At 65.8% G+C, this 11,879-nt stretch carries 9 protein-coding genes, 1 pseudogene and 1 riboswitch; of the genes and pseudogenes, 3 read left to right on the top strand and 7 right to left on the bottom strand.

Annotation, left to right across the window (positions count from 1 at the left end):
* The 7 genes and pseudogenes from A8V01_RS05575 to A8V01_RS05545 all read right to left on the bottom strand — a co-directional run.
* Positions 1-314 (bottom strand): annotated as a pseudogene (locus tag A8V01_RS05575) (TrbI/VirB10 family protein); the annotation flags it as partial.
* Positions 315-317: 3 nt separating this feature from the next.
* Positions 318-1,211, bottom strand: a complete 894-nt coding sequence (locus A8V01_RS05570) for a TrbG/VirB9 family P-type conjugative transfer protein (protein ID WP_103094929.1) — start codon at positions 1,209-1,211, stop codon at positions 318-320.
* Positions 1,208-2,461, bottom strand: coding sequence for a TrbL/VirB6 family protein (locus A8V01_RS05565; protein WP_103094928.1), 1,254 nt, complete (start codon positions 2,459-2,461; stop codon positions 1,208-1,210). Before A8V01_RS05565 ends, A8V01_RS05570 begins: the two co-directional genes overlap by 4 nt.
* 5 nt (positions 2,462-2,466) lie before the next feature.
* Positions 2,467-4,917 carry a VirB4 family type IV secretion/conjugal transfer ATPase gene (locus tag A8V01_RS05560; protein WP_103094927.1) on the bottom strand — a complete coding sequence of 817 codons (2,451 nt, stop codon included), beginning with the start codon at positions 4,915-4,917 and terminating at the stop codon, positions 2,467-2,469.
* A gap of 30 nt (positions 4,918-4,947) precedes the next feature.
* A complete protein-coding gene (locus A8V01_RS05555; RefSeq protein WP_103094926.1) occupies positions 4,948-5,229 on the bottom strand; it encodes a VirB3 family type IV secretion system protein in 282 nt (93 codons plus the stop codon).
* 12 nt (positions 5,230-5,241) lie between these two features.
* On the bottom strand, positions 5,242-5,586 hold the full coding sequence (locus A8V01_RS05550) for a TrbC/VirB2 family protein (protein WP_211294963.1): 345 nt from the start codon (positions 5,584-5,586) through the stop codon (positions 5,242-5,244).
* A gap of 227 nt (positions 5,587-5,813) precedes the next feature.
* Positions 5,814-6,188 (bottom strand): hypothetical protein, encoded by a 375-nt coding sequence (locus tag A8V01_RS05545; protein WP_103094947.1) that lies wholly within the window; start codon positions 6,186-6,188, stop codon positions 5,814-5,816.
* A 324-nt stretch (positions 6,189-6,512) separates the two neighbouring features.
* Between A8V01_RS05545 and A8V01_RS05540 the strand changes: the two genes are divergently transcribed.
* The 3 genes from A8V01_RS05540 (at position 6,513) to A8V01_RS05530 (ending at position 11,832) form a co-directional block, all read left to right on the top strand.
* Positions 6,513-8,153: a hypothetical protein gene (locus tag A8V01_RS05540; protein ID WP_103094925.1), complete on the top strand. Its 1,641-nt coding sequence runs from the start codon at positions 6,513-6,515 to the stop codon at positions 8,151-8,153.
* A gap of 89 nt (positions 8,154-8,242) precedes the next feature.
* The gene (locus tag A8V01_RS05535) at positions 8,243-10,945 is read left to right on the top strand and encodes a TonB-dependent receptor domain-containing protein (RefSeq protein ID WP_103094924.1); all 2,703 of its coding nucleotides are present in this window, start codon (positions 8,243-8,245) and stop codon (positions 10,943-10,945) included.
* A gap of 113 nt (positions 10,946-11,058) precedes the next feature.
* Positions 11,059-11,253: riboswitch (yybP-ykoY riboswitch) on the top strand.
* A gap of 3 nt (positions 11,254-11,256) precedes the next feature.
* Positions 11,257-11,832 carry a TMEM165/GDT1 family protein gene (locus tag A8V01_RS05530; RefSeq protein ID WP_103094923.1) on the top strand — a complete coding sequence of 192 codons (576 nt, stop codon included), beginning with the start codon at positions 11,257-11,259 and terminating at the stop codon, positions 11,830-11,832.
* The last annotated feature ends 47 nt before the right edge of the window (positions 11,833-11,879 follow it).

The raw sequence follows: 11,879 nt of genomic DNA, 5'->3' as shown, positions 1-11,879 counted from the left end.
GGAGCCACTGCTGCAGGCGCGGCGACGACCGGAGCGGGCGCGGGCTGCGGGGCCGGGTTCGCGGGCTTGAGGTCTGCCGGGCCGGTGCGGGCCGAATCCATCGACCACAGCGTCAGCCCGCCCAGCGCCGCCACGATCAGCACCCCGGCGGCAAGGCCAAGGCCGTCCCCCTTCTTGCGCTGCGACACTTGCGGCAGGACGTTGCGAGTGGCCAGATCGATGACCTGCGCCCCTTCGCCGTCACGCGGATCGGTGGCGGCATCGGCAGCGAAACGCTCGCGGAAAGCCGAATTGGACGATGAGTTCGGCGCCATGGATCAGTTCCCCTGCGAAGTGGGTGCGGTTGCGGGAGCAGCGGTGGACGCGGGCGAATTGGCCGCAACCGTCGGCGCGGCAGCCGGAGCGACGGGCGCCGTGGGCTGTGCTGCGGGTTGAGGCGTTACCTGGGGCCGGACCGGACGCGAAGCCAGCGGCTGCGCGTTGACCAGTTCCGCCTTGGCCTTGCCCGAACGCAGGATCAGCGTATCGGGCACATCGTCGATCACGATCGTCGCGCCGCGCACGGCGTAGTTGACCGGGCCTTCATCGCCCTTCTCGTTGGTGACGAGGATCGCGGGCACCGAAGTCTGTTCGGGCCACAGAAGATAGGTCGACTGGCCATCGTCATAGATGCGGGCGGGCAGCAGCTTGTCCGGCCCCACGCGCTTCCATGCGAAGTTGAGCGCGGCGGGATCGGCGGGCACGGCCGAAGGATCGCCCGATGCCAGCGCGGCCTCCGATGCGTCCAGCCCGACAACGGCGGGGCCGGCCTGCGGCCTGGGTTCATCCTTGTAGGTGAAGCGCAGCATGTAGAGCGGGCGCGCCTTGGTGGAGGCGACAAGGTCGAAGAAATAGGTGTGGCGGTTTGTCACCACCGTCATGTTGGTGCGGGCGCTTGCTTCCAGCGGCTTCACGAAGAGCAGGTCGGCGCGCTTGTTCGGCGTGATCTGCCAGGCCTGCGAATCGCCGACGGCGACGTTCTCGATCGCCTCGCCGTCACCGAAGGCGATGGTTGCCTGAACGCCGGCCTTGCCGTCGATGCGGACGACCTCGTTCTCGCTGAAGGCATGGGCCACAAGACGGTCATCCGCCCTTGCAGGGATGGCGGAGCCCAGAAGGCTGCCGGCCAGAAGGCTGCCAAGCGCGGCTTTGCGCAAGGTTGCGCGGGTCATCGTGTCTTCTCCTTCGCCGGCAATCTGCCGGTGTCGTTCGATGCGCTGCGGAACCGGCTGCCGATCCCCTTGGCGCGCGTGGACGAATCGCTTGCGCGCAAGGGTTCGATTCCCCCGCCCGCGATTTGCGTTACCACGGTTCGACGGTCGCTTGAACGGATTGCGCCATCGCCGCCCGCCGCCGAAGCGCCTGCCGCAGCAGCGGCGGCCGAAACGGTGGAAGTGCGGCTCTGATACGCGGATACCGAAGGCGCCGGGGCCGTGGCGACAGGGGCCGGAGCGGCGCCGTGGCCCTGCGGGGCGTCACGCTCGCGCTCGGACGTGCCGAGGCCGAAGACCTGCCAGCCGGTCACCATCGTCGCGGCGACTTTCACCACCATGACCATCAGCGCGACATGGACAGAGGCGACAAGGAAGAACGCCATCGCGCCGCGCCCGTCGATCTCGCCCGCATTGGCACCTTCGACGAGGCCCGAGATGATCGGCACCAGCAGTTCCAGCGTGATCCCGCCGCCCAGCACCACGAACAGCGGCGTGATCGCGGTCAGCACTACCCCGCGCAGCCAGCCTGCGGTCAGCCCGCGCGTACCGCCGAACAGCGCCATCACGACGAAGATCGGGCCAAGCGCCAGCAGTACGGCCAGCGCGATGCGCGCGGTCAGCAGCACGCCCACGGTGCCCAGCAGCAGCAGCAGCGCGCCCATCCACATGACGCTTTCAGGGGTGAACAGTCCGCCTGCGCCCTTGGTGGCGATGGCCGCACCGGCGGCGCCTGCGGCTCCATCTGCGCCGTCCTTGGACGCCTGCGCCCCTTGCGAGGTAGCTTCGGAAATCTGGTTGATCGCCGAAAAGACGATGTCGATGCGGTCGCCGAACAGCTGCGTGGCCGATCCCTTCGCCCCCATCAGCAGGCCCGCGATCCAGTCCGGTCCGCCGATGGCAAGGTTCCAGACCACGCCCTGATAGGCGACCCAGCTGGTCGCGAAAGTCAGCACCACGCCAAGGCGCAACATGCGCGGGGAAAGCGCCGAGATGCCAAGGCTGGAACGCCCCGTCAGCAGTGAGAACGCGAAGAACGCGATGTAAAGCGTCAGGACGATCGTGAGCACCGGGGCCATAGCCCCCCCTGCTCCGAACAACCGCCCGAAAGCGCCCGCCGCCATCTCGTTCGCAACGCAATCGACCGCGCGCAGCGCCGGGGCGACCCCGGCGGAGGCATATTCGGTAAGCTGTTCGCAGGCGTTGGCCATGAGGTTTACTCCGCCGCCGCCGTCCAGGGGCCGTCTTCGTCCATCTCGCCCCATTCGTCGCTGGGCCACTGCATCCCGGTCAGCACCGGATACCAGCTTTCGGGCGCATCGCCGTAGCGTTCGCGCAGGGTGTCGAGCTTGCGCACCGTGCTTTCGCGGCCGGACAGCACGGTCAGCACTTCGGGCATCCCCGATAGATCAAGGCGCACCACGACCGAGGAATCCGACTGGCGGATCAGGAAGCAGCGCGAATGGGCGGGCAGCGTGCGGATCACGTCCAGTTCGTGGTGCGAAAGGCCGAAGCCCTCGCAGTAATCCTCGGCCCGCGCGCGCGAATTGGGCATGAACACCATGGTCGCGGTCTGTTCGACAAGGGCCGTGGCGATCTTGGAATCGAGCGCATCGCGGGCGGACTGCGTCGCGAAGCCGACCAGCGCGTTGCGCTTGCGCAGGGTCTTGAGCCAGTCGCGGATGCGGGCGGCGAAGACTTCATCGTCCAGCGCCTTCCAGCCTTCGTCGATCAGGATCATCGTCGGCTCACCGTCAAGGCGCTCGTCGATGCGGTGGAACAGGTACATCATGACCGGCGTGCGCAGGCGCGGGCTTTCCAGCAGCGCAGTCATGTCGAAGCCCAGAACCCGCTGCGACAGGTCAAGCCGGTCGTGCTGGTTGTCGAACAGCCAGCCATGCTCGCCGCCCTGCAGCCATGCATCGAGGCGCGAGGCCAGATCGCCCGGCTCGGGGCGGCGCGCGCCCGCCAGCAGTTCGCGGAAGTGCGAAAGGCGGCGCAGCGACGAGTCGTTGTGATAGGCCGCATCGACCGCGCCCGCGATCGTGGACAGCTCTTCCGGTCCCTTCGCGGCCAGCAGTACGCCCAGCCAGTCACGCAGGAAGGCGCGGTTGGCGGCGGTATCGGGCAGCGCCAGCGGATTGAAGCCGGTCGGATGGCCCGCCGCCACGCGGCTGTAAGTGCCGCCGATCCCGCGCAGGAACACTTCTGCGCCGCGATCCTTGTCGAACAGGATCGTGCGCGGAGCAAACTTCTGCGCCTGCGCGGCCAGGAAGTTCATGACCACCGTCTTGCCGGAACCCGACGGACCGATGACAGTGAAATTACCAAGGTCGCCCTGGTGGAAGTTGAAGAAGAACGGCGTCGAACTGGTGGTCGACAGCAGCGTCACCGCATCGCCCCAGTGATTGCCGCTCGCCTGACCCATCGCGAAACCGTGCAAGGACCCGAAGCAGGCCATGTTGGCGCTGGAAATCAGCGCGCGGCGCACGATGAAGCTCTCGTTACCGGGGAACTGGCCCCAGAACGCAGGCTCAAGGTTCACTTCCTCGCGCACCGCAACCGCGCCGGCATCAGCCAGAGCAGCCGCGCACATCGCGGTCACTTCATCCAGCGCATCCAGCGAATCGGCGCGGACGAGCACGGACAGGTGGTGATCCCCGAAGCCGACAGAGCCGGTGCCCAGCGCATCGCGCGCCGAAGACATCTCGCGGCGCTCCGCAACGGCTTCCTCGTCGGCGCTGCGCAGGCGGCGGATCGAAAGGTCGATGCGTTCGCGGGCGATCTGGCGATCGGCCGGGGCGTAAGTCTCGGTCAGCACCAGTTCGCAGGGCAGGCGCAGCAGCGCATCGGTCAGGCCCGGCGCGGTCGAATCGGGGTAGTCCTTGAGGCTCACGATCGAACCGAAGGTGCCGCCGGTCGCCCCGCGCAGTTCCAGCGCGTCCATGCCGAAGCTGGCACGGCGATAGGGCAGCATGTGGCCAAGGTCCGTCTCTTCAGACGGGCGGCGCACCGGGCGCATTTCGCCGTTGTAGAGCGCCGAAAGCAGTTCCAGCACTTCCGAGCAGCGGCCTGCCTGTGCCTCGTAATCGCCCAGAAGGCGCGCCCCATAGGCGCCCAGCGAGGCGACCATGGCCGATGCCGCAGCCCGAAGCGCGCGGATATCCGCCGGGTCGGCCTCTGCGGCCTCGCCGCCCTTGGCCGAAGCGCTCTTCATGAAGCGCGAAAGCTTGTCCGCCCAGCCCGCCTTGCCCCGCGCGGGGCGGCGAACCAGGGTGATGAACTGGTCGTTGACGAACAACGCGCCCGATCCGGTCCGCGCCCGCCAGCGCGCATCGATGTGTGCGGCCAGCGGATCGTCGAACTGCGCCGCCATCTCGATCTCGACGCGGCGGCGGATCACGTGATGGTAAAGCACGAAGCGCGCATCGAGCGACGAACGCAGCAGCACTTCGCGCGTGGCGACGTGGGCGTTCAGTTCGTCCGTGTCGGCCGTCTCGAAAGCAAGGCCCGGCACCATCAGCGAAAGCATGACCGAACCGTCGCGCAAAAGCACGACGTTGTCGTCCACCAGCCCCGCGTAAGGCAGGCGGTCACCCGCCAGCACTTCCTTCGCGCGTAGCTTCGCCATCTGGCCTTTCAGCGGCGATTTGAAGCTCTTGGCCATAAAAACTGTCGTCCCCCGCGCGCAGTCGTATCAGGGCGCGTAGCTGTTGCAGCCCCAGCGCTGCCAGTTGGCGACGCGGGGGCATTTGCTGACCTTGGCGATCCACAAGTCGAACACGCGCGGCTCTCGCAGGCAGGCAAGATAGCCGATGCCGTGGATCACCAGCATGACCGGCAGCGTCCAGAAGCTCTTGGTGATGAGGAATATCTCGGTCACCAGCGCAAAATTGATGATGAAGAAGCTGTATGTGACGCCCGCGAACATCTGCGGGCGGGTCAGCGCGCGATGGACGGGATAGCGGGCGAGACTCATGCCGGCCTCCCCTCAGCCCACTGCCGCGGACTGGATGCCGGTCACGATCGCACCCGCGCCGAACAGGATGAACACGCCGATGATCACGGTCGCGCCGAAGCGCCAGTTCATCCGGCCGGTCAGCATCATGAAGCCGACGGCCGCCACCGCCATGACGGCAACCGCGGTCGCCACGTTGCCAAGCAGGGTGCCCTGCAGCCACCCCAGCGCGGCCACGATCGGGCCGGAGCCCGCAGGGTCTGCCGCAACGGCCTGCGCCTGCGCCAGCGTCGGCGAAAGCAGCGCCGCGATGGCGCCCGAAATCGAGGAGAAACAGCGCGCAAAGCGGCTGCGAATATGTACCTGTCGAATCACCATGCCCTCCGTATGAGGGCGCAGTGCGCCACGACGATGACAGGTGTGTGACGACAGTGCTGCAAAGCGGTCGTAATTCGCGCGTCAGATGATGGACGCGTTACAGATATGTTACATCAGGCAGGCAGCCACCCGGCTTTATTATTAGGGAGCCGTGGTGGCCGGTGCGACCAGAAGGGAAAAGGGGCGCCCTTTTCACAAGCGCCCCTCAAGCAATCGAAAAAGACCTGTCAGCGCGCGGCGACGGTGCGGCCGGACATGAGCCCGCTGAGCGCGCGGCGGGCCGCATAGCGCGAATCCACCCAGCTGCCGTCGGCAAGCTGAAGGTCGTAGCGGACCGAACTGTTGATCGCGGTGCGATATGCCGCCAGCGCCTTTGCGGTGTCCCCCACCTGGGCATAGGCATAACCAAGGTTGATCAGCGTTGCCGGATCGTTCGACTGCGCTGCGCCGCTGGCCTCAAGCTTGGCCAGCGCGGCCTGCGAACGCCCGGTGGCAAGTTCGGTATAAGCTACATCGATCTGGTCCGCCGAAGGACCGGCGGGAGCAAGCGAAAGAGCCGACTGCCCAAGGAGCACGGCGGCGGTGAGTGCGGTAAGGGACATGTCGAATTCTCCCGTTAAAGCGTTGCGATATGAACACATCGTCGCGCCGAATGCCCGCCCCATCAAGAAAATGACGCAAGTGTCATAAAACTGCAATTTTAGGCGCGGCGCCGCAGATCTCCACGAGTCGCACCCCTGCCATCGCCCTCTCCGCAAGGATTGTCATTTTATGGTCGCATAAGTGAACATAAGTGTCATCCAATTGCCAACAAAGCTTCACGTCCGCCTCATAAATGCCCCTCACGACCTGGCGGAATCGTGCCCGCCGGTTCGGTCCGTTCGACCTGAACAACGTTTGTTCGACCTGAACACGGGGGATTCATCGTGAAGAAGATTTCTGGTCTGCTGCTCATGGGCTGCAGTGCTTTCGCTCTCGCCGGCTGCGGCGCCGACGACATTTCCTCGCCGGGCGCAGGCTCGATCGACGTCGACATCAACAACCCTGCCCCGACCCCCACTCCGACCCCCGGCACCGGCCTGGTCGAAGCGGCATCGGAATGCCCCGGCGCAGCGGCGACCGGCGGCCTGGCGCTCAGCAACGACGGCATCATCACCGGCCCCGAAGGCTCGTGGCGCGTCTGCACCCTGCCTTCGCTGGTGAACGTCAGCTCGACCCTGCCCAAGCAGGCCGGCGTGATCTATCGCCTCAACGGCCGCGTTGACGTGGGCTGCGACGGTGGCTTCGCCGCTCCGACCTCGGCCGCTCCGCGCACCACCTCGACGGTTGCCTGCGGCGGACGTTCGCTTACCGCCGACACCAACGTGACGCTGACCATCGAGCCGGGCGTGATCGTCTATGGCGACAGCACGACCGCCGCTTCCTGGCTGGCCGTCAACCGCGGCAACAAGCTGATCGCCAACGGCACCGCTACCAGCCCGATCATCTTCACCAGCCTGCAGAACGTGCGCGGCTCCAACAACAACGATTCGCAGGGTCAGTGGGGCGGCGTCGTGCTGCTCGGCCGCGGCATCACCACCGACTGCTCGGAAGGCATGGGCACCGTGGCAGGCCAGAACTGCGAACGCGTGACCGAAGGCGCGGCCGACCCGGCCAACTTCGGCGGCCGCGACAACACCTACAACGCGGGCAGCCTGCAGTACGTGCAGATCCGCTTCTCGGGCTACTCGCTGGCTCCGGGCAACGAACTGCAGTCGCTCACGGGCGGCGGCATCGGCACCGGCACCACGCTGGACTACATCCAGTCGGTGAACAGCTCTGACGACGGTTCGGAGTTCTTCGGCGGCGCCATGAACATGAAGCACTACATCGCGGTCAACGCCGACGATGACAGCCTCGACCTCGACACCGGCGTCCAGGCCAACGTGCAGTATGCCCTGCTTCTGCAGAAGGCCAGCGCAGGCGACGCCTTCTTCGAATTCGACAGCAACGGCAACGAAGCCGACACGCCCCGCACGCACATCACGGTCGGCAACTTCACCGCCATCCAGACCGCAGTGGGTTCGGGCAACAGCGGCGACCAGGCCGGCGGCCTCGTGCGCGGCAACGCCGATGCCACCTTCCTCAACGGCGTGATCTACACCCCCGACAACGAATGCCTTCGCGTCAACGGTTCGGCCCCGGCCGGCACCGACGCCGCTTCGCTGGCAGCGCACTCGGTGGTCATGACCTGCGGCGGCGATACTCCGGTCCTCGGCACGGGTTCGCTCGATAACGCGGAGGCAGCTGCCCAGTTCAACGCCGGCACCAACAACAACGCCACCTTCACCTCGACCCTGACGAGCACGTTCGTCAACGGCGCGGGCGAAGGCGCGGTGACGCCGTTCACCAACTATGCCAGCCTGAACACCCAGGGCCAGACCAACATCTCCAGCTTCTTCACGACCGAAACCTACATCGGTGCGGTCGAGAACAGCTCGGACCTGTGGTTCCGTGGCTGGACCTGCGACACCACCAACGTGAGCTTCGGATCGAACAGCGCCTGCACCGCGCTGCCCACCACCTGATCCGGCCGCCCGCACAGTAACGACAGGGGGGCGGTCCAAGCTGGCCGCCCCCCTGTTCGCATCCGATACATGTTCCAGGGGGACATATCATGATCAAGCCGCGGCTCGTCTCGCTGCTGCTCTCCACTGCCATGCTCGCACCGACCGCGGCGTGGGCGCAGGACAGCACTTCCGCTCCCGCCTCCGGCAACGTTGGCGCCACTCCTACTGAAACCGTCGATGACACCACCACGCAGGAAGAGGCGCCCGACGTCTCGATCCCCGGCGGCGCGATCATCGTCACCGGCCAGCGCAACCGCAACGTCGAGCGCGTGGCCCCGCAAGTCGTCTCGGTCCTTTCGAGCGAGCAGATCGCCCGCACCGGCGAAGGCGACATCGCCGGCGCGCTGGGCCGCGTCACCGGCCTTTCGGTGGTCGGCAACGGCTATGTCTACGTGCGCGGCCTTGGCGACCGTTACTCGCTGGCGCTGCTCAACGGTTCGCCGCTGCCCAGCCCCGAGCCGCTCAAGCGCGTGGTTCCGCTCGACCTGTTCCCCACCAGCATGATTGCATCGTCGCTGGTGCAGAAGAGCTATTCCACCAACTTCCCCGGCGAATTCGGCGGCGGCGTCATCAACCTGACGACCAAGTCGATCCCCGAAGAAAGCTTCCTCACCATCGGCGGCGGCATCGGCTGGGATACCGAATCCACCAACCAGATGGGCTATACCTATTACGGCGGCAAGCACGACTGGACCGGTTACGACAACGGCAACCGCTCGCTTCCTTCGGAGCTCAAGTCCTACCTGGACGGCGATACCGTGATGGGTTCGACCAGCGATCAGGCCAAGGCGATCGGCAGCACGCTGTTCCGTGGCCGCAATTCGGTGGTGCAGCGCGTCGACAAGATGCAGCCGAACTTCTCGGCCGACATTTCGGCGGGCACCAAGTTCGAAGTCCGTGGCGCCACGCTGGGCGTGATCGCCGCCGCCGGCTATTCGAACAAGACCCAGACGCGTGACGCGATCCAGCAGCTGACCCAGGGCCAGACCGCCAATCCGGACCAGCTGTGGGAAGATTATCGCACCGTCAGCACCGACAACCGCATCGTCGTCAACGGCATGCTGGGCCTGGGGCTGGAGTGGGACGACAACTCGATCCGCTGGACCAACGTGTACATCCACGACACCAGCAAGTTCACGCGCCTGCGCAACGGCCATCAGGAAAGCAACCAGTCGGTCGACTTCATCTCGCAGAAGACCGCCTGGTACGAACGCGCGCTGATCGATTCGCAGCTGACCGGCGAATTCAAGCCTGACGACAAGACCACCATCGACGTGCGCGCCGGTTTCGCGAACTCGAAGCGCCTTGCGCCCTTCGAAATCGATACCGAATACGTGCGGACCAATGACGGCACCCAGTTCGGCAGCAACTTCGTCAACACGATGGGCACCGGCGCGGTCGATCCCACCACGATCAGCTTCTCGCGCCTGAGCGAAGACGTCTGGTCAGCAGGCGCGGACGTCTCGCACGAGTTCTTCACCGGCTGGCGCGGCACGGCGGGCTATGCCTTCCAGCTCAACCGCCGCAGCAACACCAACCGCCAGTTCGGTGTCTACGCCAGCGGCGACCAGAACCTGATCCAGGCGTTCGGCATGCTGCGTCTCGACGTGCTGCTGCAGCCGGGTATGTGGTATCTGAACGAGACGGCGGGCGTTAACTACAACCTCGAACTGCGCGACCTGACCGCCAACGTCGGCCAGTTCGATGCCCGCCTGCTCAACCATGCGTTCTACGGCAAGGTCGACGGGCAGATCACCGACGCGCTTTCGATCGATGCCGGCGTTCGCTGGGAATACGCGGACCAGTCCACGATCCTGCGCCCGGTGGGCGGCACCTCGACGCCGACGACCTCGCTCAAGAACGAATACTTCCTGCCCGCCCTCACGCTCACTTACGAGATCGAGCCGGGCATGCAGGTGCGCGTCAACGGATCGAAGACGATCGCCCGCCCGCAGTTCCGCGAGCTGGTGTACCAGAACTTCTTCGACCCCGACAGCAACCGTACCTATCGCGGCAACCCCTTCCTGAAGGACAGCGAACTGTCCAACGCCGAAGCCCGCTTCGAATGGTACTTCGCGCGTGACGAGAAACTCTCGCTCGGCGGGTTCTACAAGCACATCAAGAACCCGATCGAATCGATCCTGGCAGGGTCGGAAAGCTTCGTGACGACCTATGCCAACGCCCCGGCGGCAGACCTCTACGGCGGCGAACTGGAAGTGCAGAAGTATGTGTACCTCGACAAGATGGGCGGATCGTTCTTCGAAAACCGTCGCCTCGTCCTGATCGGCAACTACACGTACACCAAGTCGAAGCTGAAGGTCGGTGCCGAAGACACCACCGCGATCTACGGCGCATCGACCACGCAGTACGCGGCGGACTTCTTCCGTGACGGCGCCCCGCTGACCGGCCAGTCGGAGCACATCGCGAACCTGCAGATCGGCATGGAAGATACCAGCAAGCTGTCACAGCAGACGATCCTGCTGACTTACGCCAGCAAGCGTTCCGTCAGCCGCGGCCTGACCGGCACGATCCGCCAGCCCGACGTGATCGAATACCCCGGCCTGCGCGTCGACGTGGTGCTGCGCCAGGGCTTCGAGATCGGCGGCAAGCAGATCGAGCTGAAGGCCGAAGGCCGCAACCTCACGGGGCGCAAGCACCTCGAATATCAAACCTTCGAGGACGGCCGCGTGGACTTCAACACTTACGACCTGGGCCGCGTGTTCTCACTCTCGGCGTCGCTCACTTTCTAAGCCGTCTTTTCCGGGGAGGCTCCTGCCCTCCCGACGGCAAACTTACGGGCCCGGTCCTTTGCGACCGGGCCTTTCTTTTTGCGCTTCCCAAAGCCGCCGGACACGCGTAGACGCCGGCCCGTCATCTGGGGAGTAGCCGCCCGCAACCTTGCGGGACCTGCCGTCAACACACTTGGCTGAGAAGCCATGGCGCGCAGGAGGACGTTTTTGAACGTCCGGGCGAGACCAATGACGCATGGCGGTTTCGCTCGGCCGGGCGGATTCCGTGTGCGTCGTTGCGTTTCGTGTCCGCCCGGCCCCGGAGTATCCAAGTGGAAGCCCTGCTCACATCGACCGCCGTGGTCGCGCTTGCCGAGATCGGCGACAAGACCCAGCTGCTCGCCATCGTCCTTGCCACGCGTTTCAGGCGTCCCTGGCCGATCGTGGCGGGCATCTTCGTCGCCACCATCGCCAATCATTTCCTGGCGGCGCTGGTGGGCGAACAGGCGGCCGCGTTCCTCGATGGGCGCTGGTTCCGCTACCTCGTCGCCGCCAGCTTCATCGTGATGGCGGGCTGGACGCTGATCCCGGACAAGTTCGACGAGGACGAAGAAGCCCGCCCCAGCCGCTTCGGACCCTTCGTGGCGACCGCGATCGCGTTCTTCCTGGTGGAGATGGGCGACAAGACCCAGCTTGCCACGATCGCGCTGGGCGCCCGGTTCCAGAGCGTGGTGCCGGTCATGATGGGCACCACAATCGGCATGATGCTGGCGAACGTGCCCGCCGTGTTCCTCGGCAACGAACTGATCAAGCGCGTGCCGCTGAACGTGGTGCGCACGGTGGCGGCGCTGCTGTTCCTGGTGATCGGGCTGTGGCTGCTGGCGCAGACGGCGGGCTGGATCGGCTGAAACGAAAAGGGGCCGCTCGATGGCGGCCCCTTTCCTGTTTGCAGCGA

The organism is Novosphingobium guangzhouense (genome assembly GCF_002896965.1).
Lineage (GTDB): Bacteria > Pseudomonadota > Alphaproteobacteria > Sphingomonadales > Sphingomonadaceae > Novosphingobium > Novosphingobium guangzhouense.
The sequence above is the reverse complement of the archived record's forward strand: the minus strand, read 5'-3'. Positions and strand labels throughout refer to the sequence as shown.

Bases quoted from the DNA above. Each gene is read 5' to 3' on its own strand.
- A8V01_RS05545 (WP_103094947.1), bottom strand. From the start codon at position 6,188: ATGTCCCTTACCGCACTCACCGCCGCCGTGCTCCTTGGGCAGTCGGCT.
- A8V01_RS05550 (WP_211294963.1), bottom strand. From the start codon at position 5,586: ATGGTGATTCGACAGGTACATATTCGCAGCCGCTTTGCGCGCTGTTTC.
- A8V01_RS05555 (WP_103094926.1), bottom strand. From the start codon at position 5,229: ATGAGTCTCGCCCGCTATCCCGTCCATCGCGCGCTGACCCGCCCGCAG.
- A8V01_RS05535 (WP_103094924.1), top strand. From the start codon at position 8,243: ATGATCAAGCCGCGGCTCGTCTCGCTGCTGCTCTCCACTGCCATGCTC.
- A8V01_RS05565 (WP_103094928.1), bottom strand. From the start codon at position 2,461: ATGGCCAACGCCTGCGAACAGCTTACCGAATATGCCTCCGCCGGGGTC.
- A8V01_RS05560 (WP_103094927.1), bottom strand. From the start codon at position 4,917: ATGGCCAAGAGCTTCAAATCGCCGCTGAAAGGCCAGATGGCGAAGCTA.
- A8V01_RS05570 (WP_103094929.1), bottom strand. From the start codon at position 1,211: ATGACCCGCGCAACCTTGCGCAAAGCCGCGCTTGGCAGCCTTCTGGCC.